The sequence below is a fragment of the Bacillus sp. PK3-037 genome (assembly GCF_054161355.1).
The window spans coordinates 3,890,091-3,914,940 of the sequence record NZ_CP096408.1 but is presented as its reverse complement, the minus strand read 5'-3'; the positions used below and the strand labels follow the sequence as shown (position 1 = coordinate 3,914,940).

The following is a 24,850-nucleotide window of genomic DNA, read 5'->3' as shown; positions in this document are numbered from 1 at the left end:
AGTTAGGATAGCAGGTGTTCTAGTTTTGTATCGATAAGCGGTAAAAATGAGAATGAGGAACTGTTATTCTCTATATAGTTCCGTGAAATTAGGGGAAAGGACGAAAAATTCCTATTGGAGGTTGGCAGCCTTTTCTAAGAGAAAGATATGGAGAGAATTTTGAGGCTGCCGCTTATTTTTATTCTTATCTTTCCTAAAAAAGTTTAATCTTTCACTGACAGGACAATACATTCCTTAATGAGCTTCCACCTATCAAGAGCATTTATAAGGAATTCTGATGCGATCGCTACGACTAGATCTTTCTCCGGAACACAGCAAATCACATTCCCGCCATCGCCTAGTGATGAGTATGAAAAAACATCATCCTCATCACGAAGCCACCATAGATAACCATAGTTATTGGCGTTCATCACTGTTGATTCGTCAATCCATGATCTCGGAATGATCTGTTGGTTGTTCCAAGTACCATGATTCAAATAAAGATAACCAAACCGTGCCATATCCCGCGGAGTCAGCGTAAGCCCCCATCCTCCGGTTGAGTTGCCGTCCGGATCATTAACCCATCCCTTCACGTTTTTTCCGAATAGATCGTCAAAGCCGAATGATTGCATATCATAATGCGGGATTTCTTTCATGCCGATCGGTTTAAACAGGCGCTCGTTGGCGAATTTGCGGGCACTTTTTCCTGTGCTGCGGGTGATGATGGCTGACAGCAGGTGGGCGCCTGCGGTGGAGTATTTAAATGTGCCGATCGTTCCTCCTTGTCCCAGCATATCCAGCGTATAGGTGATCCAGTCTGGCTGCATGCACATCTTGTCGAGCGGTTCATGCCAATCCTCAAATGGGTAGGGGGCCGTCATTGTGAGAAGATGGCGTATGGTGATGTTTTGGTTTTGTTTATTATAGGGAGCCGGAACGTATTCTGGGAAAAAGTCGAATGCGTTTTGGTCGATACTTTTTATGTATCCTGCATGTATCGCAATCCCAATAAGAGCTGATATGATGCTTTTGGTTACTGATGCTACATGATGCGTATCATTCGGTCCATAGCTATGATAATAGCGCTCAAAGGCGATGTATCCATTTTTCACAACCACCACACCGTTTATATTGCTGTATTCGGACTTTATTTTAGGGTCAAGCTCAGACAGTTTTTCGGCGTCCATCCCTAAGGCTGCCGGGTCTGCAGTTGGCCAGTCGTTTCTTTGCATGACAGTTACCTCTCTTTTTTCTTTATTGGAAAATACACTTCAGTCACAATATCCTCTGGGACACCAGCTTGCTGGTGATCGGTTACGTACACTTCATAGGGGGATTGTGCCAATTCATAGCCTTCATCTTCGACCCATTCCCTCAGCTTAGCGTATACGGATGTCAATTCTGAATAGGGGCCCTTTAATACAGACTTTGCGCATAGGCCTCCGCGCAAATCTCTTGTTCCTCTAACAGTCTCCTCTATTGGAATCGCAAACTCTGTATCATTGCCGGCAGGGTTGTATTCAGGGCTGTGATAAATGGTCATGGGCGTGCCGAGCAAGGTAAGTTTATCAACAGCAATTCTTTCATATAGCCTGCTAAAATATTTTTCGTATCCTAGGGCATAGTCATGACTGCTCATCATTTTGCGTAAATACAGGATGTTCATTGGCTGGGTTTCAGCAAGCACTACTTCTATATCGTCAAGCCATGACATCATTGGTTTGCCTTTCTCTGCACGCAGAATATCGAGGTTCAATTGGGTAAGGGTATATTCATAAGCATTGATCTTTTCCTGTACTTCTTTTCTTTTTCGCTGAAGGGCAGAACCAAGCTTTTCTTCAGCCTGATCCTCTTCCAAATCGAGGATGGCTTTGATTTCTTCTAAAGAAAAATGATACGACTTTAAACGGTTAATCAAGAGCATTTCTTTGAGCTGCCTGATAGAATAATATCGATATCCATTTTCAGGATTAATGTCCTCGGGGTGGATGAGTCCGATTTCATCGTAGTATCGCAATGTTTTTGTTGATACTTTGCATATCTTTGAAAATTCACCGATCGACAGCAAGCGATCACCTCCATGCTCCAAATGTACACCTTTCCGTAAGGGCAAAGTCAAATATGAAAATAAAACTGTTCCAAAGTTAATCAGTTATTTATTTTCATGTCGTATCCTTTCCGTATCAGGGAAAGGAGCATCATATGAAAACGTTATGGAAAGTCGTAAAAATCTTTTTTGGCAGCATAGGTGCTTTGATTTTGCTTGCAGCCGTCTCGGTTTTTATCTACCACCATTACCAGCTAAATAAGGAAGCAGCGCTCCTTAAAGAAAAAGGCACATTAGTCAATGTTGACGGTAAAAAGATGAATGTGTATCAAGAGGGAAGCGGGAAGGAAACGTTTGTGTTTATGTCCGGTTCGGGGATTGCTGCGCCTGCTTATGAGATGAAAGGGTTGTACAGTAAGTTTTCAAAAGAAAACAAGATTGCTGTAGTGGATCGTGCGGGCTATGGCTACAGCGACGTGTATGATGATGGCAGGGATATTGATACAATATTAGAACAGACGAGGAAAGCGCTTCTGAAAAGCGGGAATAAGCCTCCTTATATTTTAATGCCTCATTCCATATCCGGGATTGAAGCGATGTATTGGGCGCAGAAATATCCTAAGGAGATCAAGGCGATTGTTGCGATGGATATTGGATTGCCTCAGCAGTATGTCACGCATAAAATGAGCGAGATTGACAGATTGAAAGTGAGGGGGTTTCATCTGTTAACTGCGATTGGTTTTCATCGATTTATGCCTTCCGCAGTATATAATCCTGAGGTGATTCATCAGTCGTTTTTAACTGATGAAGAAAAAGAAATCTATAAAGCCATTCATTTTAAGCAATTTTTTAATGCTGATATGGAGCATGAGCTGTTACAGTCTTACCAAAATGGCAGCAAATCAGTCAATCTTCCGGTACCAAAAGAAACCCCGATTTTATTTTTAGATGCCATCGCTGATCAATATAAAAACTCAAAATATACAAAACAGAAACGTAAAGATTATAAAGAACTTGCAGACCAATTAGAAGTATCAGAAGTGAAAGAGTTAAGGGGCACACACAGCATATATTTATACCAGCCTGATCAAATCTATCAGCTTTCTATGAAGTTTCTCAAACAAAAACTGAAATGAAAGGTTCGCTAAGATGAAGGGTTATCATATTTTAATCGTGGAAGACGATGTCATGATTGGTGATCTGCTGCAGAAGATTTTACAGCGTGAGGGATATCATGTGATGTGGAAAACAGATGGAGCGGATGTGCTTTCGGTCATTCAGAAGGCGGATTTGATCATTATGGATGTGATGCTGCCGGGTGAGGACGGGTATCAAATGTCTAAGAAAATTAAAGATTTAGGGTTAAACCTTCCTATTATTTTTCTGTCCGCCCGCAATGACATGGACAGCAAGCTTCAAGGGTTGAAAATCGGCGAGGATTACATGGTAAAGCCTTTTGATCCGAGAGAGCTGCTGCTGAGAATGAAAAATATGCTTGAGCATCATTATGGCACCTTTACGCAAATCAAACATTTGTATATTGATGCAGAAACGAAAAAAGTGTTCAATGAAACCTTACATGATGAGGTGCTGTTTACTGCAATTGAGCGGAAAATTTTCTTTTATTTATATGAAAATAGGGACAGCACCCTGACAAAGGAACATTTCTTTGAATATCTGTGGCAGCTCGAAGACAGAAACCCGAATATCGTCAATGTGCACATTAAAAAAATCAGAGCTAAAATCAATGATCAAACGGGTGAGATTATTGAAAATATCTATGGAGAAGGGTATCGGCTGAATACCGTTGTGAAGAAATGAAGCTCAAGACAAAATATCAGTTGTTACTATGTACCGCCGTCATTAGTGTTCCGGTGCTATTGCTGGCGGTTAGCATTTTGATGTCGGTGATTTATGACAGCATGTTTAAACCGATCAATCATGGCATGCCCTTTCACAGATCTTTTGCGTATCCGGCAATGCTGGCTGTATTTTTATTATCACTTTTATTGTTAGCTTTTTTATTTTCAAAATCGATTCATTCTCTGCTGTATAAAATCAATCTATTGAATCAAACCATTCGGCATCTGGCGAGTGATCAAAAGGTGCCTGATAAAATAGAAGTGAAACGCGCTGATGAAATCGGGGAACTGATTAAGTCGGTCAATTTGTTAATTGAACGGACGATATACCGTGAACTGGAACTGAGGCAGCAGGAGGAAGTGAAAAAGGAGCTTTTGCAAAAACTGCGTCATGACATGAATACACCTTTAACAGCTCTCAGGCTGCAGTTATTTTATTTGGAGGGCCAATGTGATGATCAGGCCGTATTTGAATCATTGTATCAGCAAATCCACTATATCGCGGAATTAACCAATGAATTCAATTTATATTCCGCTGAGACGTTAGAAAGTTCTTATATTGTAAATGAAGAAGTGCGTCTAAACGAGCTGTTAGAAACAGCCGTGAAAAAGTGGGATTATTTATATAGTATGAATGGAATTGAATTGCACTTTAAGCCGGCAGATCAAGATGTGATATGGATGAGCAACGTGTTATGGATGCAAAGGCTGTTTGATAATATTTTTCAAAATACATTAAAGCATGCAAAAGCTGATAAGATGGAAGTCACGATCGAAGATGGCACTGTTTCTATTCGCGATGATGGTATTGGGTTTGACCAGAATAAGAACAGTGATGGGCTTGGGCTAAAGATTATTGATGATATATGCAGGCTTCTTCATATGACGTACCATTTAAAAACAGATAAAACAGGAACTCATTTCAATTTCAAAAATGATAAAATGTAAACCCCTTAGACTGAATATGTAAGGGGTTTTTCAGCACGAAGAAAAACTGCTCATTACATATAAAATTAAAAGAGTGCAAGTGATATGATGAGGGCGATGAATTCATATAATAAATAGAAGGTATTTAGGATCTTTTGGGATTGATTCGATAGAGAGATAAGATTATTCCATTTTATCTGTTCTTATTAGTTCAATAAAATTAAATGCTGTTGTCGAGATGACATCATCATTTCTCCAGCATAGCGAAATAGGGTTAGTAACCTCTACATGTTCCACATTAATTCTTTTCACATCTCCTCTTGATAAATAACTATTGACTTCAAGGAAAGAAACAAATGTTACGCCATATCCTTCTATGACAGTGTTAATGGTTTCATTTAGTCCGTTCATTTGTAATCCGGTACATGGCTTATTCACATTGAAAAGGTTGCATAAAGAGAATAATAACTCCCTAGAGAAGCTCCCTTCCTCACGAAAAACAAACGGTTCTTTTACCATTTCCGCTAGCGAGATGGTTTGTTCTGCATATTTATGTATGTTATTAGAGATAAATAACATTTCATCCTCCAATAATAATGAACTGCTAATGTGTTTATTAAATGTCCTGTTTCCGCCAATAATACCGATGTCAGCTTTATAATTTACTAGTTGATTTATGGCTTCTGTTGAATTGACTGTGGTAATTTCTACATCAACATCAGGGTATTCTCTTTTAAATCGGCTGATCCACTTCGGGAGTAAAAAATTAGCTGGTAAACTAGTGGTCACGATATGCAGGGTTCCTACAGAGCCTTCTTTTATATGTTCCAGATAGGATTCAATCTCATGTTGGAGTGAGAATAATCTTTTTGCTTGTTTAGCAAGCTGGAGACCTGTTTGCGTTAAAAAGACACCTCTTCCTCTAGGGTGAAACAAAGTTAGTCCTATTTCTTTCTCTAGTTTTTTAATCTGAGCTGTTACAGCAGGCTGACTTATATTTAGTTTTTTTGCGGCGCCTGTGACATTTCCTTCCTCAGCTACAGTGTAGAACAGTCTCAATGCATGAAGATTCACCGTTCATCTCTCCATTCATAAAAAATAATTATGATTATAAAATATATATATATTAGAAATTTCCATTTGTCTATATTATTATAAATCCACATATAAATACTTTATAGGTGGTGAGAGGCAGCTTGATGTCTAGTAAAAAATGAAACTAATTTGTATTGACTGTGGCCAAGAAATGTCTCCTGATGATTTTAAGTATCAATGTTCTTGTGGTGGACTGCTAGATATTGTTCATGATTTTTCTCAATACGATCCCGATTTTTTAAAGCATGTATTTCATGAACGTCTATCTGAACGCATGTCTGTTTTTGCAAGCGGAGTTTGGAGATATAAGGAACTTATCTATCCAGACTTGCCTGTTGAAAGCATCGTTACAAAATATGAAGGGAACACAGGATTATACCGCTCTGAGATGCTATCGACATATACAGGGGTTAGACAGGTATATGTAAAGGCGCAAAGTGAAAATCCCAGCGGTTCATTTAAGGATAACGGCATGACTGTTGCTGTTTCACATGGCAAACATTTAGGTTATGAAAAATACGCTTGCACGTCTACTGGAAATACTTCTTCATCATTGGGAATGTATGCTTCTCTTGCAAATGCTTCCTCCTACGTTTTTGTGCCAGATAAAGAAATTTCAATGAATAAAGTATTACAGACAGCTGCTTACGGTGGAAATGTATTCAGTATTCCGGGAACTTATGATGACGGGATCAAGTTTTTGGAAAAGTATAGCAGTGATTTTGGTTTTTATATATGCAATTCTATTAATCCTTTCAGAATTGAAGGCCAAAAGAGCATTATTTATGAAATCGCTCAATATCTAGACTGGCAATTGCCTGATTGGATTATTGTTCCTGGGGGTGCTCTTAGCAATGCAACGGCTTTAGGGAAAGGGCTCCGTGATTTATATGCTCTACACTTCATAGACAAGATACCTCGGGTAGCCATCATACAAGCAGAGGGCGCCAGTCCATTTCATCAAATGATTAGTGAAAAGAAAGAAACCCTTGATCCAGAACCATTTCCGTATACTAGAGCTTCTGCATTGAATATAGGAAATCCTCCTAGCTGGAAAAAAGCAAAAAAGGTGTTGGATGATACAAATGGAATCACTGTTTCTGTTACAGACGAGGATATTCTTGATGCAAAAGCAATAATCGACAGAACAGGAGTGGGTTGCGAGCCTGCCTCTGCCTCGACTGCAGCAGGACTCCGCCAATTGAGGTCACAGCACATAATAGACAAAGATGAATCAGTTTTGTGTATTTTAACAGGCAATATCTTAAAAGATACTGGGGCTCTTCACGATTATCACTTTGGCAAAGAGTTGAACGGCAAGTTTAAAAACAATATTAAATCTGTCGAGTTGCAATTTGAAAAGGTAAAATCAGCGATGGAGTCGATTCGTGATGTAAATGGTTTATTAAAGAATCATTAATGAACCAAAAGACCGTACAAGAGAGGAGTAAAAGCGATTAGCACTTTAATATTGAATAAAACCTCATATTCTAAATCTCCGTATGATTTATGGCTGAAGGATTTAGAAGAACCTATCGTCATGCTAACTTCAACTGAACGATTGAACGAATGTAAAAACTATGATCAGATCGAGTCATTTGATGAGTACCCTGTTAATGGATGTATTGAAATCAGAGCGCTGGAGTTACATGAAACATATAGATTTCATACGATCATTGCAATGTCTGAGTATGATCTTTTAAGAGCAGGTAAACTCCGTACTCATTTAGGAGTGGAAGGGCAGTCTTATGAGAGTGCATTATTATTTCGGGACAAAGTGTTAATGAAGCAGCGTTTGGAAGAAGCGGGGATTCCTGTTCCTCCTTATCGGAAAATTGAATCTTCGGTTGACCTGTACCTTTTTGTACAGCAGTTTGGTTTTCCGGTAGTCGTCAAGCCAATAGACGGGTCGGGATCTGTCGGTACAAAGGTGCTGAAAAATGAATCAGACATGATGGAATATCTATCTAAAGGGCTCAGTGAAAATATGGAAGCGGAAACGTTTGTTGATGGTGATATGTACCATATTGATGGGATGCTGATAGATGGACAGATGACATTAAATTGGCCCTCTCGGTATATAAACGGATGTTTGGCTTTCCAAGAGGAACAATTTTTAGCCAGTTATCAGCTTGGTGCTGACAATCCATTGACCGCCAGACTAACGGACATTGTTGAAAAAGCACTAAAGGCGCTGCCATCACCAAAAACAACTACTTTTCACGCGGAAGTGTTTCATACTCCGGATGATAAGCTAGTGTTTTGCGAAATTGCCAGCCGGACTGGAGGTGGGTTAATACGTGAGGCTACACAGCAAGGATTTGGTTTTGACTTGAATGAGGTTTGCGTGAAAAAACAATGCGGCCTGTCCTATGATATTCCAAATGATTCACAGCTTAAAAGAGGGCCGAAACAGTTAAGCGGATGGATTTTAATTCCTCCTAAACACGGGCGGCTGGTCAAAGTTCCTTCAATTCCTTTTGAGAATTGGATAACAAAGCAAAAGATATCTGCTAAAGAAGGGGAGATTTTTCAAGGTGCTTCTTCTAGTGTAGATGTGGTATCAAGTTACTTAATCAAAGGGGATTCGGAAGATGTACTGATTAATAGAATTCATCAAGTTGCCTCATGGTGCAGTGAGAATATGATTTGGGAAGGCCAATCAACGTGGTCTCTCAAATAAAAGAGTTTTTCGGATTACATCCGATCATTAAGTTTCTGCTTGTGGGAACTCTTGTCACAAAAGCAGCAAAATCAATGACAACGCCGTTTTTGGCTATTTACCTCCATCAAGAAACAGGAGAGGGTTTCGGTGTCATTGGATTGGTTATTGGCTTAGGATATTTTGCAACTACGATAGGCGGAATCATTGGCGGCACCCTCTCTGACAGAATCGGCAGAAAAAGTGTTATGTTATGTTCCATTTTTATTTGGAGTATTGTTTTCTTTCTTTTTGGCATTGTTCATACAATTTTATGGTTCAGTTTGTTAAATATTTTAAGCGGTCTGTGTCATTCCTTTTTCGAGCCGGTTTCGAAAGCTTTAATGGTTGAATTAGCAGATAGCAAGAAGAGGCTCAGTATTTTTTCTTTACGGTATCTGGCTATTAACGTTGGCGGTGCTTTAGGTCCGCTATTAGGAACATACCTGGGGCTCGTGAGCAGCGGAACTCCTTTTATTATTACTGGCGCGGTATACCTTTGTTATGCTCTTTTATTATTATTTATGATGAATAAACTGCTTTTGAAACATAAAAGAAATTCAAAAAAAGAATTTCATTTGTCGTTTATTGTAAAGACGCTAAAAAAGGATGTTGCTCTTCGTTATTATATAGCAGGCGGAATATTCTTGTTATTTAGTTATTCTCAGATGGAGAGTACCTTGCTTCAGTACCTCAATCTTGATTTCGTGAACGGCGTGAAGATTTTCTCAATTTTAATAACCATTAATGCTGTAACTGTCATTATATTGCAGCTTCCATTAACACGGCTTTTTGAGAGATATAAATCAATGACAACGATTTCTGTTGGAACCGGGTGTTGTATCATCGGGAATATTGGTTTTGCTTTCTCAACCGGTTGGCTTACTTTCTGTATTTCTATGTTTATATTAACTATGGGCGAAATCCTATGTTTTCCATCAATGAATGTATTAATGGATGAGTTGGCCCCTGACAGTATGAGGGGAGCTTATTATGGAGCGCAGAATTTCTATAATATAGGCGAGTTTATAGGCCCGTGGCTTGGAGGCATGATCCTCAGCCTTTTTGGCGGAAGAACGATTTTCTTAGTTGCAGCTTTGTCGATCTGTTTTGCCTTAACAGCATATCGTATCGGAAACAGAAAGCATAGATTCATTCAATTTAATGAAGCTGAGGTTATGAATAAATAATCATTACTTATTTCATGTAAGGGGAGAATTCGATTTGAACTCAACTGCAGAAAGAATGCTGAGTACACTTACAGAAAACAACTATACACATTTTACCGGAGTGCCATGTTCATTGTTAAAAGGTTTTTTCAGGCTGCTGGAATCAAATGAAACTGCGGAAAAACAGAATATTACGTTTATCCCTTCCATTAGAGAAGATTCAGCTTTAGGTGTTGCATCCGGTATGTATCTAGGCGGGAAAAAATGCGTGATGCTCATGCAAAATTCAGGCTTAGGGTACTGCTTAAATGTACTTACATCCTTTAACTTCATATATGACATTCCTATTTTATTGCTCATTAGCTGGAGAGGGGCATACGGTAATGATGCTGTTGAACATGACATAATCGGTGAAAAACTCACTGATTTACTCCATTCAGTGGACATCCCTTACAAAGAGCTGGATGATGAAAATGCTGAAGACACGTTAGTAGAGGCGCTTTTTTTAATCGAAAAGACAAACCGCCCTGTTGCGATATTAATTAAAGATGAAATATAGGAGGAGTCAGTTTGAATAAACATGACGCAATTCAGCTTGTTTTAGAACAGTTTCCGTCAGCATATTTGGTTAGTACATGCGGTCATATAAGCCGTGATTTGTACAACATAGATGACAGAGCCAAGAATTTTTATATGGTTGGCTCTATGGGGATGGCTGCTCCTGTCGGATTAGGATTGTCTGCCGTGTATCCTGATGTTCCTCTGGTTGTGCTGGATGGAGATGGCTCGTTTTTAATGAATATGGGGATTATTACGATGATCGGCCATCAAAAGCCTAAAAATTTCATACATGTTGTTTTGGATAACGGTATGCATGAAAGTACGGGCGGGCAAAAGACGGTTCCGCTAATGAATGTAACAGATATCGCTTTACAGGTGGGATATAAGTATGCCGTTGAAATCAATTCCGTACAGGAAAGCTTTGATTTGCCTAACGAAGGTCCGGCACTCATCCATATTAAAGTTGAACCACGAAGTGAAAAAATCGGTAAAAGAGTGCATTGGACACCGCAAGAAATCGTTCAGCGTTTTACACATGAAATCACTTTAGAAAATGAGGTGTCAGTATGAATACGCAAGTAATAGATTGTACACTTCGGGACGGCGGTAATTTCAATAACTGGTTTTTTTCTGCTGAAGACATCGGTCAAATTATCAGAAACTTGGATAAAGCCAATGTGAATATCATAGAAATCGGTTATGTAGGGGGTTCGGGGAGCAATAAAGAAAAATCTGTCGGGAGTTTAGCAAACTGTACACCTGAACTTCTAGATGAGCTGCCGAAGATGAGCCATTCACAATTAGCGGCGATGGTTGTCCCATCAGTCTGTGAGCTTCATCTATTGGATAATCTGAATCCGCAGCAGATTCCATGGATGCGTGTTGCTTCGTATCCTCATAATGCCGAAGATGCTTTACCGTATATTGAATATCTGAAAAATCAAGGCTTTCACGTTAGTTTTAATGTAATGGCAGCCAGTTATATTGAAGAGAGGGACGTGGCTGAGCTAGCGAAAAAAGCGCATGCTTTTGGTGCGGATGTGTTTTATATGGCTGATTCTTTCGGAAATTTAACGCCGGATGGTGTTAAAAACAGGGTAGCTGCTGCATGTGATCAGGCGGATTGTCCAGTTGGTTTTCACGGACATAACAATCTTGGATTAGCCTTTGCAAATGCTCTTGCAGCAATGGATGCGGGGGCAGCCTTTATAGATACATCATTATGCGGGATGGCTCGAGGTGCGGGAAACCTTCCAACAGAACAATTTATAAGTGCATTACATCATTGGGACAAGTTCCATATCCCATACAAACTAGATCCCATTTTAACTGCAGCTGAATATGTACTATCTTCCATTTTATCTTCACCAATGAGAATTTCCACTCCAGAGATTATAAGCGGAATCAGCAATATCCACTACTATTTCTATGATTTAGTCATTCAAAAATGCCAAGAAGTCAATCTTGACCCCTTAGAAGTATCAACCTTACTCGGAAAAAGCTTACCTAAAAAAGTTGACATGTCTTCCATTGAATCAGTTATCGATCAAAACTTTAGACAGGAGAGTGCAAAATGAAAGCTAAAAAATTACGTGAGTTGTTATATTCCGATCAAGTCGTGAGAGTCATGGGGGCGCATAACGGTTTAAGCGCTAAACTTGCTGAACAAGCCGGATTCGATGCAATATGGGCCAGCGGATTAGAAATTTCGGCATCTTATGCTGTTCCTGATGCTAATATTTTGACGATGACAGAAAATCTGCAAGCTGCGATCGGGATGAATGAATCTACATCAATTCCAATCATTTGTGATTGCGATTCTGGTTATGGAAGTGTGAACAATGTGATACGTATGGTAAAAGAATATGAGAGGAACGGAATTGCGGGTATTTGCATAGAGGACAAGCTGTTTCCTAAATTAAACAGTTTCGTAAAGGGATCGCAGAAATTAGCTTCTATTGATGAATTCTCAAATAAAATCAGAGCGGCAAAAGATGTTCAAAGAAATCCTGATTTTGTTGTTATTGCTAGAGTAGAAGCTTTAATCGCGGGCCAAGGATTAGAGGAAGCATTAAAAAGAGCCTATGCTTATGAGGCAGCAGGAGCTGATGCCATTCTGATCCATTCAAAAGAAAACCAGCCAAACGAAATTAAAGAATTCGTCAAACAGTTTACTGGAGCAGTACCTATTGTGATTGTACCTACGACATACCCGCATATAACTGTAGACGAAATGAAACCATTAGGCATCGATATGGTCATTTATGCCAACCACGGTCTTAGAAGCTCTATTAAGGCCATGCAGGAGACATTTTCTCAGATTCTTCTTGATGGAAATACTGTTGGTGTAGAAGATCACATTGTGCCTATGAAAACTGTTTTCGAACTTCAAGGCATGTATGACATGAGAAAACAGGAAGATATGTATAACTCCGGCGCTTCTGTCACCAGTACGATCAAATAAAATACGAGAGGAGTCATTTTAGAATGATGTCTGACCAATATCATATTGTTTCACTAGCCTATTTACATTCGAAAATCAATTTCTTTATTGAACCGTCATTATCATTAGATCATGTTTTTGATTTTTTCAGTACACACTTTTTTATTAACAAGGGAAGGCATGAAGAAGATCGTTTGGCTGATGTTTACATCACTCCTCATAAAGAAGAAGTTCAAGCGATAGACTTTCATAACGGTGAGGATATTTATATCAGAAAAAGTGCGACTGAGTATTTTACCATTCCTTGTAAACGAGTAACAGTTGAAGGAATTGAATATGTGAAATGTACAAAAACAGATACGATTCTCTCATTTGATAGAGAAAACAAGAAAATCATTATTTCTACACAGTTACAGCATACAGAGCAGGATGAACTGGTTTTCATTGAGTTCATTAGAGATTTAGTATTGAAAAATGAAGAGAACTATGGGGTGGCAGTGGTGCATGCAACCAGCGCGTTAAAAGATGACAAAGCAACCCTCATCATAGGTTCAAAAGGGAAAGGCAAATCAACTTTATTGCTGGAATTAGTGAGTAAACATGGATACAAGCTCATAAGCGGTGATAAGACGTTCCTTTGGATCGAAGACGGAAAGTTACGGGCCGCAGGGTGGCCGGATTATCCTCATTTGGGACTCGGCACACTTTCTAAATATCCGGAGTTTGTTGAATACTTCGGTCTCTCTCATCAAATTGAATCTGTAAAAGAAAATCTGTGGTCAACTGAACATAAAATGGCCATTGACCCGGTTTTTTTTAAGAAGGTTATTCCTTTTGCAGAACGAGGAGAATCATTTTTGGTTGAGTCTATGATTTATCCTGATTTATTCCCTTCAACAGATTGCGAAATTAAGCGGGTAAGTAATCATGAAGAATTGATTGTACCGCATATAGAAAGGATTTTTACGGAAGGAAACAACATGTGGAACCATTTTATACGCCCTGTACACCAGAATGAACTGGAGAGAAAAATAAATCAGTGTCTTGAGCTTGCGGGAAAGCTTTCTGGTTTTGAAGTGAGCGGGTCAGGTGTTTTGGAAGGTTCAGGATTCAGCGAGAGATACGCCCTGTAATTTTCGGAAAAAAGAAAATAAAGGAGAAAATAAAGTGGTTGAAATCACGATTCAATCAAAAGGCTTTAATCAAAGTTATGATATTACAGAACAAGTAACAGACTCATTATCTCAATTAGAGCCATCTTCAGGTGTAGCAAAGGTTTGTGTAACCGGCAGTACAGTAGGTCTCACTGTCATGCGTTATGAACCAGGCACCATACAAGACTTGCTTCAATGTTTAGAATCAATTGCTTCAAAAAATAAACAATACGAGCACTTTAACACGACCGGTGACCCGAATGGTTTTTCACATGTATGGTCTTCAATGATGGGGACAAGTGTGATGGTTCCATACAAAAATCATAAGCTGGCTTGTTCGGAAAGCCATAGGATCGTATTATTTGATTTTGATTTAAGGGAAGCAGAACGAAAAATCTATGTTGATCGGTAATGAATATATGAGGGGAGTTGTTTGAGATGAGGAAGTTACGGATGGCTACGCCGGGACCTACGCAAGTTCCGCAGGACATTTTATTGGCGGGAGCACAGGAAATGATTCATCACAGATCTCGGCAAATGGAAGATATTATCAATGAAATTAATCGCGAACTCCCAGATCTTTTTTTGACAAAACAAGATATTTATATTTTGTTATCTTCAGGTACGGGGGCGATGGAGGCAGCTGTATCAAACTCCTTTAACAGGGGAGATAAAGTCTTAGTCGTCTCTAATGGTTACTTTGGAGAGCGTTTTACAGATATCTGTACAGTCTTCGGATTAGAGGTGGTCACCGTAAACGCTCCTTGGGGAACTTCTGTAAATATTGAAGAAGTTGAAAGAGCGTATAAGCAGCATCCGAATATAAAGGGAGTGCTCGCTGTTTATAGTGAAACCTCAACAGGAGCAGTTAATGATGTACAAGCCATCGGGGCATTGTTCAGAGATACAGATGTGCTGGTGATTGTTGATGCTATAAGCGGTCTCATTTCTCATGAGCTATCAATGGATGATTGGGGATTAGACATCGTATTAGCAGCCTCTCATAAAGGATTTATGATGCCGCCGGGCCTCGCTTTTGTTGCTATTTCGCCGAAAGCTTGGAAGTTGATTGATGATGTTCAGCCTTCCACTTACTATTTTTCATTTAAAAGATTTAAAAAGTTTTATCCTATGGCGCCTTCAAGTCCGGGTGTATCTTTATTATTAGCATTGAAAAAGTCACTAGATTTATTGAAAGCAGAAGGCCTTTCGAATGCGACGAGGCGGCATGCCCGTATCGCCAGGGCAACGCAAAAAGGATTGGAAGCATTAGGTTTTCACCTTTTTGTACAATCTCCTCATGTGAGAAGTCATACAGTGACAGCAGCGTTGACTCCATCGGGAATTGACGCAGCTCTATTATTACAAAAACTAAATAAAGAATATGGGCTTACGATAACAGGCGGTCAAGGTGAATTTAAAGGAAAAATGATCAGGATTGGGCATATTGGAGCTGTTGATGAAATCGATTTGTTCGGAATATTCGGGATAATAGAGTTGGTGTTAACAGAAATGGGTTATCAGGTTCAGCCTGGGACCAGCATGACTGCTTTGAGTGAAGCATTAGGAGCGGAGGTCATACAAAATGCTTAAATTATATCAGAGGGAGCCATGTCCTTATTGCAAACCGGTAAGAGAGAAGTTAACTGAGCTGAATGTAACGTATATCAATGTAAACCTTCCGAAGGATCGGACTTTGCGGACAGAATTAATAGAAAAAACAGGCGTTCCTTATATACCCGCTTTAATTGATGAAGAAGATAATGTGGTCATTCCAGGCAAACTGGAATACAACCAGCATGTCTTGGATTATATAGAAAAAAAGTTTGGCCAAAATCGTTAAGGGGGATTCTGCTTCTTGCGCTATGCCTTCATAACAGATATACATGGGAAACGTAATAATCTTGAAAAGGTTTTGGAGCATATCCAAACCTTTTCTTCTATACATGAGATCATTTGTTTGGGAGATGTTTTTGAAGTTAAGGTTCCTAAAAAGGATTTAAAAGATTTTCAGTTTCAGTCCATAGAACAAGTTTTAGATTTGGATTGGGAGTTAATTGATTTGTTAAAAGGTATACGAGTGATAAAAGGCAATCAAGAGGAGAGGATATTAAGTCTGATCCCTGAGAAAGAAATTCCGATAGACTTTTATAACTTTTTGACTCACATGCCTTTAGACATTTATTTAACTCCAGTGGTCAGATTAACGCACGGTCATACATTTGACTGGATGGAGGAAGAAGACTATTGGAGGCCCAGCCATATTCATTATTGGAGCAGACCGTGGATTTTTTATGGCCATAACCATCAAAATGTACTGTTTGAAGTTCAGGAGAAAAAGAATCATCCTTATTACGAACGAAAACACATTATAAATGGTAAGCCTATCACATTAGACGCTGCATCTCGTTATTTGATCAATATAGGTGATATGAAATATGATCACCCTAGTTGGATGCTTTTGGATACATTGGAAAATCAGATTACTTACAATATATTGTATTGAAAAGGAGTTTATTCTGATGCATCGTATTCTACTCATTAATTCCGATAAACCAGAGCCTATTCAGTTTTTTCAAAAAGATAAGGAAACAAATGATACGATCAATATATCTGTCATTACGAGATCGTGTTATGCTCCTCTTTATTCACATTGGGCGGATCATGTATACATCGTTGATGATATAACAGATGTAACGGTTATGAAGAGTTTGATGCTTGAGATATTAAAAGTGGGGCCAATTGATCATATTGTTACCACAACCGAAAAGAGTATATTAACAGGCGGGTTTCTTCGCTCTTATTTTGGGATAGCCGGTCCTGAATTTGAAACATCTCTTTATATGACGAATAAATTGGCGATGAAGACAAAACTTAAAATGGAAGGGATTCCTGTTGCAGATTTTTTGTGCTTAAGTCAGGTAGAAGATATCCCTGCAGCAGGCGAGAAACTAGGCTGGCCTATAATTGTAAAGCCGGCTCTTGGTTCGGGTGCCTTAAATACTTTTATAATCGAATCCTTACATCATTTTGAAAGCCTATATTCAACATCGGACGGTTTAGGTGAACTAAAGAAGAATCACTCTCTTATGATTGTCGAAAAATGTATAGAAATGGAAGAGTTTCATTGCGATACTTTATACGCTGACGGAGAGATTCTTTTTGTATCAATATCAAAATATACAGTGCCTTTGCTAAAAGGAATGGCTAAAATCCAAGGATCATTCATTTTAAGTCAAGATGATCCGCTTTATGCTGAAATATTAGAACTTCAGAAGTCTGTTGCTCAAGCATTTCGAATCACAGACGGTCCCGGGCATCTTGAAATATACAGAACTCCTTCAGGTGAATTGATCGTCGGTGAGATTGCGATGCGCATTGGGGGCGGAGGGATCAGCCGCATGATAGAAAAAAAATTCAATATTTCTTTATGGGAAAGTTCTCTTAACGCTTCCATAGGTAAAGATCCAAATCTCATGGTCAATCCAATAGAGGGGACTGTCGGGTACTTTAGCCTGCCTTGCCGAAACGGAACAATAAAAGAATTTACTCCCATTGAGGACTGGGAAAAGCTCGATGGCATAATGGAGGTTGAATTGTTATACCAAGAAGGTGATGTTGTTGATGAAAAGCAAAGTTCAAGTTTTGATCTGGCCAGACTTTATTTTTGTTTAGAAAATGAGAATGAAGTCCAGCATCTACTAGCTTTAGTCAAACAAACATATTATCTTCACGTAACAGAGGATCATATGATGAATCAATAAATTCATTTGGATGTTGCTGTTGTTTAAGTATAAACTCTGCTGCATATAGCAAAATGGTCAAGCAGCTATCGCGAAGTTACAGCTCCATTCATGGAATTATGGCACCGGAGATACTGAGTGGTTTGTGACAGCGTCAACCGGGCGTACATTATTAAGTAGGCAAGCTGTTCTTGATGAACAGCTTATTTTTTATGAGAAACGATGAAATATAAACATTACATTATATCTATATAAAAGAATGTAAATAAAGTTCACAATTCGAAACTACGAATATAGGTGTTTCTCTGAAAAAAACAATTGTATTTTCCAGAGAAATTTATTATGATGAAATAAGTAATTTTGGAGATTATCTAACAATTTTATGATTGAATTTTCTGTTATTTTCAGCTTAATAAGAAATGAAGAACGTTTTGGAGGCTGGACGGCCTTGATCCTATTTCGGTTGAGCTGTACATGTATTCGTTTTTAAGAGGAGGAAGCGGAGTGGAAAATAAAGAATTGAAGAGAGGTTTGAGCGCCCGTCACATTCAGATGATCGCTTTGGGCGGCACGATCGGTGTTGGCTTGTTTATGGGTTCTGCCAGCACGATTTCATGGACTGGCCCGTCTGTCCTTCTGGCTTATGCAATATGTGGAATTTTTATCTTTTTTATCATGCGTGCGATGGGTGAAATGCTGTATGTCGAGCCGAGCACAGGTTCTTTTGCGACGTTCGGCCATCAATATATTCATCCGATGGCAGGTTATATAACAGCATGGAGCAACTGGTTCCAGTGGATTATCGTCGGCATGTCAGAAATTATCGCTGTCGGTTCTTATATGAAGTATTGGTTCCCGGATTTGCCTGCTTGGATACCTGGTATCGTGGCAATGGTGATTCTTGGCGCGGCGAATTTAATTTCTGTTAAGTCGTTTGGGGAATTTGAGTTTTGGTTTGCGATGATTAAAATCGTGACGATTATCTTAATGATTATTGCCGGAATCGGGATTATCTTCTTCGGCTTTGGCAACGGCGGAGATGCCATCGGTTTGTCTAATCTGTGGTCTCACGGAGGCTTCTTTGCGGGCGGTTTCTCAGGATTTTTCTTTGCATTGTCTCTGGTTATTGCGGCTTATCAAGGGGTTGAGCTGATCGGGATTACTGCCGGAGAAGCAAAGGACCCGCAAAACACGCTGCGCAACGCGATTCAAAGCATTATCTGGCGTATTTTGATTTTCTATATCGGTGCTATTTTTGTGATCGTGACGGTATATCCTTGGGATGAGCTGAATTCACTTGGAAGCCCGTTTGTGTCTACGTTTTCTAAAGTTGGAATTACGGCAGCCGCCGGCATTATTAACTTTGTCGTTATCACGGCGGCAATGTCCGGCTGTAACAGCGGTATTTTCAGCGCGGGCCGCATGCTTTATACATTAGGCGTCAATGGACAAGCCCCGAAATTTTTTAAGAAGATTTCACGTAATGGTGTGCCGCTGTATGGCACAATCGCGGTGCTGATCGGATTAGCTGTCGGTGTTGTGCTGAACTATGTTGCGCCGCCGAAGATTTTCGTTTATGTATACAGCGCAAGCGTGCTGCCGGGGATGATTCCTTGGTTTATCATTTTGATCAGCCACCTCGGATTCAGAAAAGCGAAGGGCGCGGCGTTAGATAAACATCCGTTCAAAATGCCGTTTGCACCTTTCACAAATTATTTGACGATTGCTTTCTTGCTGATGGTTCTTGTCGGCATGTGGTTTAATGATGATACTCGGATATCTCTAATTGTAGGGATTATTTTCTTAGCTCTTGTGGTCATCAGTTATTATGCTTTTGGAATTGGGAAGCGCGTGCAGGCGGATCTTACAAAAAGAAATCAAGCAGCTGAATAATACAGGAAAAAGAGACATTGACTGATGTCTCTTTTTTCATTTTTTGCGTATGGATTTTTCTCATTTCAGCAACCTATAGGATAAAGAACGCAAAGGAAAGGTGCTTATAATATGGATGTTACACTCGGTTATTTGCGTGAGTCACTTTCAAATCATCTTGAAAACGAAGTCTGTCTGCGAATTTGCAAGAAGATGCTGGCGAAGCGGTATGCCAATGAAGAGGAGTTTGTAAAGGATTTGGATGACGATGAGATGTCATACCTGAACCAGGTGCTGGAAAAGGAAATTAAGTATGCCCAAGACGAACAGGATCAAAAACGGGCCAAGGAGTTAAATGAGGTGTATGAATTACTGCTTTGAGAAAGGCGGGAATGAAATTGGGTGCGATTGAACGAAGCGGATATACGTTTCAGCCGGAGTTTAGTGTCGTCCGGCAAAATGGGGCGATCCACGTGTATCATCATGGAGAATTTGTTGGAGAAATTGAATTTGAGTTTAACGGGGATTACCCGGATCATGATTTGATTGAAGAGCTTGTGGATCATTATTGCTTTGAGCATGACATTTAAGAGCCCTGTACGTTTACAGGGCTCATTCATTTATGAAGTAATCAGGCCATATTTTTTTAGAATATCAATTGTGATGTTTTTGGCTGTTATACCGGAGTCATCAACATTGGTGACAAACGTATAGGAGCCGTGCTCTGTTTTGATGAATCCGACAAACCACCCTAATCTCATGTCTGTCAGGCGGGTTCCGGTTTTGCCGTAAAGCGTATAATGATCTCCTTCTTCTTGAATCATCATGCGTTTGACCGTTTTCATGACCGTTTTGTTAAACGGGAGCTTCTCTTTGTAAAGATTATCCATAAAGGCTTCTTGTTCCAACGGAGAGATTGTCAGAGAGCTTTGCAGCCAAAACTGGTCGATTCCACCGCTGATATCTTCGTTTCCGTATGACAGGGTATGAAGCCATGTTTTCATTCTTTCCTCGCCGATGTCCCTCGCTAATGCCTGGTAATACCAGATGGCAGATTCCCGCATGGCTGAGCCAAGTGTATGGTCGTGGTTCCATGACTCAAATTCGCGTTTGACGCCATCCCAGCGTTTGACATCGTATTCATCCCGGACAGCTTTTACCTGCAAGCCGATTAAGGCATTGGTCACTTTAAAGGTAGATTGCGGAGTTTGTCTTTTGTTGGCCCGTTCCTTGTTGTAGACAAATGTCTTATCCTTTTCTAAATCATGAAGGATGAAGGTTCCGTCAGTATCCTTGAACTCCTTATCCACATTCATTCGGCTGATATTCAGGTGCTTTTTTGTTTCATTGGCGGGCGCTTTTGCATGAACGGACAAACCTCCTGTCATGGCAATGAACAGCACAAGAAAAGCATATATCCATTTCTTCATTTTGATCTCCCCTTTGTTATGATCATCTATCTTTTCTCCATTTCTGCTTTTCTACCTTTAAAAGTAATGAAAAAATGCTTGGAAGCAAATACTGTAATGGGGTTTATCTTCGTGAGATAACGTGAAAACAGAAGTAAAAAAGGAAGGCAGGGTTGCGGGATGAATGAGCAGATTCCACATGACAAAAGCCTCGATAACAGTGTGGCTTTGATGCGGGAAGGATATTTGTTTATAAAGAATAGAAAAGAGCATTACCATTCGGATTTGTTCCAGGCACGTTTGCTTGGAAAAACATTTATTTGTATGAGCGGCGCGGAGGCTGCGAAGGTATTTTATGATACCGAACGGTTTCAGCGGCAGGGTGCTCTCCCGAAACGAGTGCAGAAATCGCTGTTTGGCGTCAATGCGATCCAGACAATGGATGGCGACGCTCATATTCATCGGAAGCTGCTTTTTCTGTCATTGATGACACCGCCCCATCAAAAACGGCTGGCTGAGCTGATGACAGAGCAGTGGGAATCGGCTGTAACAAGATGGGAAATGGCGGATCAAGTTGTGTTGTTTGATGAAGCAAAAGAAATCTTATGCCGGGTGGCGTGCTATTGGGCGGGTGTTCCGCTGAAGGAAACGGAAGTGAAAGAGAGAGCGGACGATTTCATTGATATGGTAGACGCGTTCGGTGCTGTGGGACCGCGGCATTGGAAGGGAAGAAGAGCAAGACCCCGAACAGAAGAGTGGATTGAAAAAATGATTGAAGAGGTCCGCGGCGGCAGGCTGGAAACAGAAAATGGATCAGCGCTGCATGAAATGGCTTTTTATACGCAAGAGAATGGGAGCCGGCTTGATGCCCGCATGGCAGCCATCGAGCTCATTAATGTGCTGCGTCCGATTATAGCGATAGCTTACTTTATTTCGTTTTCAGCGTTGGCGCTGCATGAACACCCGAAGTATAAGAAATGGCTTCGTTCTGGAGGCAATCAGGAAAGAGAAATGTTTGTGCAGGAGGTGCGCAGATTTTATCCGTTCGGACCGTTTTTAGGAGCCGTTGTCAAAAAGGATTTTAGATGGAATGATTGTGAGTTTAAGAAGGGTGCATCAGTGCTGCTTGATGTGTATGGAACGAATCATGATCCCCGTATGTGGGACAAGCCTGATGAATTCCGGCCTGAGCGATTTAAAGAGCGGGAGGACAATCCGTTTGATTTCATCCCTCAAGGCGGGGGCAACGCGGAGAAGGGCCACCGCTGTCCGGGGGAAGGGATTACCATTGAAGTGATGAAAGCGAGCCTGGATTTTCTTGTCAATCAGGTTGAATATGACGTGCCAAAACAATCGCTGCATTACAGTCTTGCCAGAATGCCGTCATTGCCTGAAAGCGGATTTGTGATGAGCAGCATTAGACGGAAAAGCTAAATAGAAAAGCTCTCTTCCTTTTTGAAGAGAGCTTTTTGATTACTTCTTTTTTTCATCGTAGTATTGAACAGGATACATGGAGCCTTCGGATACCATTTTGTTGTCCTCAATGTCATGCGGGTGCGGGTGACCGGCTTTATCGACTGGGAACGTTTCCATATCTGGTTGTTTTGTTATCTTCATTTTCATGCTGTGAATGAATTCTCTTGCCTTTTGGCGGTTTGACGGGTCTTTTAATAGATAAGAAGTGATGCCGACAGTTGAAACAGCGAGACCGGAAAGTAACAGCTTTTGTTTCATGGTAATAACTCCTTTCTATTTTAAAAATAATGTTTCCTGTATCATTCCCGTTCTGCTTAAGGCTAAACCTCTGTGTATTTTATCAATTGTTTTACAGTAAATTCTATTTTAGGTGAAGCTAGTGACTAAATTCCTATATTGGAAGGCGAGATCCATTGATTTTTTATTATTTTAGCTATCATTCGATAAATATTGACAAAGTAAAGTAATCAGAATAATAATATAACTTAGCAACAGAATGTCATCATACATGAAAGGTGTTTACGATATGAATCAGTTACATCGAAGAATGGGAACGTTTGCCCTTATGATGGTCGGACTCGGGTCGATGATCGGGTCAGGCTGGTTATTTGGGGCGTGGCGCGCTGCCCAAATTGCGGGGCCTGCTGCCATTATTTCATGGGTTATTGGCATGATCGTTATTTTATTTATTGCTCTTTCTTACAGTGAATTAGGTTCTATGTTCCCTGAGGCAGGGGGAATGGTGAAATATACGCAATATTCACACGGTTCGTTTATCGGATTTATTGCAGGCTGGGCCAACTGGATTGCAATTGTATCCGTTATTCCTGTTGAAGCTGTAGCCTCTGTTCAATATATGAGTTCATGGCCATGGGAATGGGCGAAATGGACAAGCGATTTGGTGAACAACGGAACGCTGACAGGAGAAGGATTGGTGTTCGCTTCTGTTTTGCTTCTGATTTATTTTCTGCTGAACTACTGGACAGTCAATTTGTTTTCGAAAGCGAATTCATTAATTACGATTTTTAAAATCATTATTCCAGGCCTGACAATTGGCGCTTTGCTCTTTGTCGGATTTCATGGAGAAAACTTTACAGCGGGACAAAGCATTGCACCGAATGGCTGGGCAAGTGTTCTGACTGCGGTTGCGACTTCAGGTATCGTGTTTGCGTTTAATGGATTTCAAAGCCCGATCAATATGGCGGGAGAAGCCAAAAATCCCGGGAAATCAATTCCGATTGCGGTTGTCGGTTCTCTGTTAGTTGCGACAGTCATTTATGTGCTTCTGCAGATTGCTTTCATCGGAGCGGTGAATCCGTCTGATATCGCTCACGGCTGGAGCCATCTTAATTTTAATTCTCCTTTTGCTGATTTGGCGATTGCATTAAATATTAACTGGCTTGTCATCGTATTATATGCGGATGCTTTTGTGTCACCTTCCGGAACAGGTATTACATATACGGCGACGACTTCCCGCATGATTTACGGAATGGAGAAGAACAAATACATGCCGAGCGTGTTTGGCAAGCTTCATCCGATTTACGGAGTTCCGCGCCAAGCGATGTTTTTTAACTTGATTGTTTCGTTTATCTTTTTGTTCCTGTTCAGAGGATGGGGTGTGTTAGCGGAAATTATTTCTGTAGCCACGTTAATTTCTTATATCACCGGCCCGGTTACAGTGATGACATTGAGACGGACAGGGAAGGATTTGTACAGGCCTCTTCGATTAAAAGGCTTAAGCGTGATTGCGCCGCTTGGATTTATCTTTGCGTCGCTCGTGCTGTATTGGGCGCGCTGGCCGTTAACAGGGCAGGTTCTGTTTATTATTTTGATCGGACTTCCGATTTATTTCTATTACCAGGCCAAGGCGAAATGGAAAGGATTTGGCCAAAACGTTAAAGGTGGCATATGGATGGTGTTTTACCTGCTTGTCATGATGATGATTTCCTATTTGGGCAGTGACAAATTCGGCGGTCTGAACGTCATTCATTACGGCTGGGATATGGTTCTGATTGCGGTTGTATCACTTGTATTCTATGTGTGGGCGCTGAAGAGCGGATTCAAGACAGAGTATTTGAAAGATGCGAAGGAGATTAATAGCCAGCTGATAAGCACACAGTCAGAAGCTGCTGAGGGAAAAGAATAGAATGACATAAGAAAACCTTGCGATAGGTATCGCAAGGTTTTTTTTTGTTATGGAATGACACCAGACAAAGGATTCAAAGAAACGGGTTCATTGTTAAGCTTCGGGAGCACTCTTAATTCTGTTCATGCTGTTTGTTTAAATTTACTTTAAATACATCCTGGAAAAACTGAATAAAAATAGAATTGTGGTAAAATTGTCTAGTTAAATGTATACTTCTTTTTTATTACATTTATGCAATTTATTGAACATCCATAAAAATTTATTAG

At 40.2% G+C, this 24,850-nt stretch carries 26 protein-coding genes; 21 read left to right on the top strand and 5 right to left on the bottom strand.

What is annotated here, in order from left to right; genetic code table 11:
• Nucleotides 1–203 precede the first annotated feature (203 nt).
• Nucleotides 204–1,211, bottom strand: a complete 1,008-nt coding sequence (locus M1D69_RS20070; RefSeq protein ID WP_458105064.1) for a serine hydrolase domain-containing protein — start codon at nucleotides 1,209–1,211, stop codon at nucleotides 204–206.
• Between the two features lie 5 nt (nucleotides 1,212–1,216).
• Complete coding sequence (locus M1D69_RS20065) at nucleotides 1,217–2,047, bottom strand: MerR family transcriptional regulator (RefSeq protein ID WP_069487426.1); 831 nt, start codon at nucleotides 2,045–2,047, stop codon at nucleotides 1,217–1,219.
• Nucleotides 2,048–2,181: 134 nt separating this feature from the next.
• Between M1D69_RS20065 and M1D69_RS20060 the strand changes: the two genes are divergently transcribed.
• Genes M1D69_RS20060 through M1D69_RS20050 form a run of 3 tightly spaced genes read left to right on the top strand, consistent with a single transcriptional unit; the run spans nucleotide 2,182 to nucleotide 4,836 of the window.
• Complete coding sequence (locus tag M1D69_RS20060) at nucleotides 2,182–3,162, top strand: alpha/beta fold hydrolase (RefSeq protein ID WP_458105065.1); 981 nt, start codon at nucleotides 2,182–2,184, stop codon at nucleotides 3,160–3,162.
• A 13-nt stretch (nucleotides 3,163–3,175) separates the two neighbouring features.
• The gene (locus M1D69_RS20055; protein ID WP_458105066.1) at nucleotides 3,176–3,847 is read left to right on the top strand and encodes a response regulator transcription factor; all 672 of its coding nucleotides are present in this window, start codon (nucleotides 3,176–3,178) and stop codon (nucleotides 3,845–3,847) included.
• Entirely contained in the window at nucleotides 3,844–4,836 is a 993-nt protein-coding gene (locus M1D69_RS20050) for a sensor histidine kinase (protein ID WP_458105067.1), read from the top strand. The genes M1D69_RS20055 and M1D69_RS20050 overlap by 4 nt, the downstream gene beginning before the upstream one ends.
• A gap of 162 nt (nucleotides 4,837–4,998) precedes the next feature.
• Here M1D69_RS20050 and M1D69_RS20045 read toward each other — a convergent pair whose 3' ends face one another.
• Nucleotides 4,999–5,889 carry a LysR family transcriptional regulator gene (locus M1D69_RS20045; protein ID WP_202646887.1) on the bottom strand — a complete coding sequence of 297 codons (891 nt, stop codon included), beginning with the start codon at nucleotides 5,887–5,889 and terminating at the stop codon, nucleotides 4,999–5,001.
• 139 nt (nucleotides 5,890–6,028) lie between these two features.
• On the opposite strand from M1D69_RS20045, the gene thrC reads away from it, so the two are divergent.
• The 16 genes from thrC (at nucleotide 6,029) to M1D69_RS19965 (ending at nucleotide 20,143) form a co-directional block, all read left to right on the top strand.
• Nucleotides 6,029–7,330, top strand: coding sequence for a threonine synthase (gene thrC / locus M1D69_RS20040; protein ID WP_458105068.1), 1,302 nt, complete (start codon nucleotides 6,029–6,031; stop codon nucleotides 7,328–7,330).
• 120 nt (nucleotides 7,331–7,450) lie between these two features.
• Nucleotides 7,451–8,593: an ATP-grasp domain-containing protein gene (locus M1D69_RS20035; RefSeq protein WP_458105069.1), complete on the top strand. Its 1,143-nt coding sequence runs from the start codon at nucleotides 7,451–7,453 to the stop codon at nucleotides 8,591–8,593.
• Nucleotides 8,578–9,801 (top strand): MDR family MFS transporter, encoded by a 1,224-nt coding sequence (locus M1D69_RS20030; protein WP_458105070.1) that lies wholly within the window; start codon nucleotides 8,578–8,580, stop codon nucleotides 9,799–9,801. Before M1D69_RS20035 ends, M1D69_RS20030 begins: the two co-directional genes overlap by 16 nt.
• Before the next feature lie 34 nt (nucleotides 9,802–9,835).
• Complete coding sequence (locus M1D69_RS20025) at nucleotides 9,836–10,339, top strand: thiamine pyrophosphate-binding protein (protein ID WP_202646890.1); 504 nt, start codon at nucleotides 9,836–9,838, stop codon at nucleotides 10,337–10,339.
• Between the two features lie 11 nt (nucleotides 10,340–10,350).
• Nucleotides 10,351–10,911: a thiamine pyrophosphate-dependent enzyme gene (locus M1D69_RS20020; RefSeq protein ID WP_202646891.1), complete on the top strand. Its 561-nt coding sequence runs from the start codon at nucleotides 10,351–10,353 to the stop codon at nucleotides 10,909–10,911.
• Complete coding sequence (locus M1D69_RS20015) at nucleotides 10,908–11,918, top strand: beta/alpha barrel domain-containing protein (RefSeq protein ID WP_202646892.1); 1,011 nt, start codon at nucleotides 10,908–10,910, stop codon at nucleotides 11,916–11,918. The genes M1D69_RS20020 and M1D69_RS20015 overlap by 4 nt, the downstream gene beginning before the upstream one ends.
• Nucleotides 11,915–12,805 (top strand): phosphoenolpyruvate mutase, encoded by an 891-nt coding sequence (gene aepX, locus M1D69_RS20010; protein WP_316275128.1) that lies wholly within the window; start codon nucleotides 11,915–11,917, stop codon nucleotides 12,803–12,805. Before M1D69_RS20015 ends, aepX begins: the two co-directional genes overlap by 4 nt.
• A 23-nt stretch (nucleotides 12,806–12,828) precedes the next feature.
• A complete protein-coding gene (locus tag M1D69_RS20005) occupies nucleotides 12,829–13,917 on the top strand; it encodes a phosphoenolpyruvate carboxykinase (ATP) (protein WP_202646894.1) in 1,089 nt (362 codons plus the stop codon).
• Between the two features lie 34 nt (nucleotides 13,918–13,951).
• Nucleotides 13,952–14,350, top strand: coding sequence for a YjbQ family protein (locus M1D69_RS20000; RefSeq protein WP_202646895.1), 399 nt, complete (start codon nucleotides 13,952–13,954; stop codon nucleotides 14,348–14,350).
• A gap of 125 nt (nucleotides 14,351–14,475) precedes the next feature.
• Nucleotides 14,476–15,531, top strand: a complete 1,056-nt coding sequence (locus tag M1D69_RS19995; protein ID WP_458105071.1) for a pyridoxal-phosphate-dependent aminotransferase family protein — start codon at nucleotides 14,476–14,478, stop codon at nucleotides 15,529–15,531.
• Complete coding sequence (locus M1D69_RS19990) at nucleotides 15,524–15,781, top strand: glutaredoxin domain-containing protein (protein ID WP_202646896.1); 258 nt, start codon at nucleotides 15,524–15,526, stop codon at nucleotides 15,779–15,781. Before M1D69_RS19995 ends, M1D69_RS19990 begins: the two co-directional genes overlap by 8 nt.
• A 15-nt stretch (nucleotides 15,782–15,796) precedes the next feature.
• Entirely contained in the window at nucleotides 15,797–16,444 is a 648-nt protein-coding gene (locus M1D69_RS19985; protein ID WP_458105072.1) for a metallophosphoesterase, read from the top strand.
• A gap of 16 nt (nucleotides 16,445–16,460) precedes the next feature.
• Nucleotides 16,461–17,702 carry an ATP-grasp domain-containing protein gene (locus tag M1D69_RS19980; RefSeq protein WP_458105073.1) on the top strand — a complete coding sequence of 414 codons (1,242 nt, stop codon included), beginning with the start codon at nucleotides 16,461–16,463 and terminating at the stop codon, nucleotides 17,700–17,702.
• 483 nt (nucleotides 17,703–18,185) lie between these two features.
• The gene (locus M1D69_RS19975; protein WP_099043629.1) at nucleotides 18,186–19,574 is read left to right on the top strand and encodes an amino acid permease; all 1,389 of its coding nucleotides are present in this window, start codon (nucleotides 18,186–18,188) and stop codon (nucleotides 19,572–19,574) included.
• A gap of 111 nt (nucleotides 19,575–19,685) precedes the next feature.
• Nucleotides 19,686–19,934, top strand: a complete 249-nt coding sequence (locus M1D69_RS19970) for a sigma-G-dependent sporulation-specific acid-soluble spore protein CsgA (RefSeq protein ID WP_010332841.1) — start codon at nucleotides 19,686–19,688, stop codon at nucleotides 19,932–19,934.
• Between the two features lie 17 nt (nucleotides 19,935–19,951).
• Nucleotides 19,952–20,143 (top strand): YbxH family protein, encoded by a 192-nt coding sequence (locus tag M1D69_RS19965; RefSeq protein ID WP_458105074.1) that lies wholly within the window; start codon nucleotides 19,952–19,954, stop codon nucleotides 20,141–20,143.
• A gap of 30 nt (nucleotides 20,144–20,173) precedes the next feature.
• Here M1D69_RS19965 and blaOXA read toward each other — a convergent pair whose 3' ends face one another.
• Nucleotides 20,174–20,983, bottom strand: coding sequence for a class D beta-lactamase (gene blaOXA / locus M1D69_RS19960; RefSeq protein WP_458105075.1), 810 nt, complete (start codon nucleotides 20,981–20,983; stop codon nucleotides 20,174–20,176).
• A gap of 159 nt (nucleotides 20,984–21,142) precedes the next feature.
• Between blaOXA and M1D69_RS19955 the strand changes: the two genes are divergently transcribed.
• Nucleotides 21,143–22,396, top strand: coding sequence for a cytochrome P450 (locus tag M1D69_RS19955; protein ID WP_458105076.1), 1,254 nt, complete (start codon nucleotides 21,143–21,145; stop codon nucleotides 22,394–22,396).
• A gap of 39 nt (nucleotides 22,397–22,435) precedes the next feature.
• On the opposite strand, the gene M1D69_RS19950 is transcribed toward M1D69_RS19955, so the two are convergent.
• Nucleotides 22,436–22,696 carry a hypothetical protein gene (locus M1D69_RS19950; RefSeq protein WP_024120051.1) on the bottom strand — a complete coding sequence of 87 codons (261 nt, stop codon included), beginning with the start codon at nucleotides 22,694–22,696 and terminating at the stop codon, nucleotides 22,436–22,438.
• Nucleotides 22,697–22,964: 268 nt separating this feature from the next.
• On the opposite strand from M1D69_RS19950, the gene M1D69_RS19945 reads away from it, so the two are divergent.
• On the top strand, nucleotides 22,965–24,584 hold the full coding sequence (locus M1D69_RS19945; RefSeq protein WP_458105077.1) for an APC family permease: 1,620 nt from the start codon (nucleotides 22,965–22,967) through the stop codon (nucleotides 24,582–24,584).
• Nucleotides 24,585–24,850: the final 266 nt, after the last annotated feature.

Bases quoted from the DNA above. Each gene is read 5' to 3' on its own strand.
- M1D69_RS20070 (WP_458105064.1), bottom strand. From the start codon at position 1,211: ATGCAAAGAAACGACTGGCCAACTGCAGACCCGGCAGCCTTAGGGATG.
- M1D69_RS20060 (WP_458105065.1), top strand. From the start codon at position 2,182: ATGAAAACGTTATGGAAAGTCGTAAAAATCTTTTTTGGCAGCATAGGT.
- M1D69_RS20055 (WP_458105066.1), top strand. From the start codon at position 3,176: ATGAAGGGTTATCATATTTTAATCGTGGAAGACGATGTCATGATTGGT.
- M1D69_RS20050 (WP_458105067.1), top strand. From the start codon at position 3,844: ATGAAGCTCAAGACAAAATATCAGTTGTTACTATGTACCGCCGTCATT.
- thrC (WP_458105068.1), top strand. From the start codon at position 6,029: ATGAAACTAATTTGTATTGACTGTGGCCAAGAAATGTCTCCTGATGAT.
- M1D69_RS20035 (WP_458105069.1), top strand. From the start codon at position 7,451: ATGCTAACTTCAACTGAACGATTGAACGAATGTAAAAACTATGATCAG.
- M1D69_RS20015 (WP_202646892.1), top strand. From the start codon at position 10,908: ATGAATACGCAAGTAATAGATTGTACACTTCGGGACGGCGGTAATTTC.
- aepX (WP_316275128.1), top strand. From the start codon at position 11,915: ATGAAAGCTAAAAAATTACGTGAGTTGTTATATTCCGATCAAGTCGTG.
- M1D69_RS20005 (WP_202646894.1), top strand. From the start codon at position 12,829: ATGATGTCTGACCAATATCATATTGTTTCACTAGCCTATTTACATTCG.
- M1D69_RS19995 (WP_458105071.1), top strand. From the start codon at position 14,476: ATGGAAGATATTATCAATGAAATTAATCGCGAACTCCCAGATCTTTTT.
- M1D69_RS19990 (WP_202646896.1), top strand. From the start codon at position 15,524: ATGCTTAAATTATATCAGAGGGAGCCATGTCCTTATTGCAAACCGGTA.
- M1D69_RS19980 (WP_458105073.1), top strand. From the start codon at position 16,461: ATGCATCGTATTCTACTCATTAATTCCGATAAACCAGAGCCTATTCAG.
- M1D69_RS19970 (WP_010332841.1), top strand. From the start codon at position 19,686: ATGGATGTTACACTCGGTTATTTGCGTGAGTCACTTTCAAATCATCTT.
- blaOXA (WP_458105075.1), bottom strand. From the start codon at position 20,983: ATGAAGAAATGGATATATGCTTTTCTTGTGCTGTTCATTGCCATGACA.
- M1D69_RS19955 (WP_458105076.1), top strand. From the start codon at position 21,143: ATGAATGAGCAGATTCCACATGACAAAAGCCTCGATAACAGTGTGGCT.
- M1D69_RS19950 (WP_024120051.1), bottom strand. From the start codon at position 22,696: ATGAAACAAAAGCTGTTACTTTCCGGTCTCGCTGTTTCAACTGTCGGC.
- M1D69_RS19945 (WP_458105077.1), top strand. From the start codon at position 22,965: ATGAATCAGTTACATCGAAGAATGGGAACGTTTGCCCTTATGATGGTC.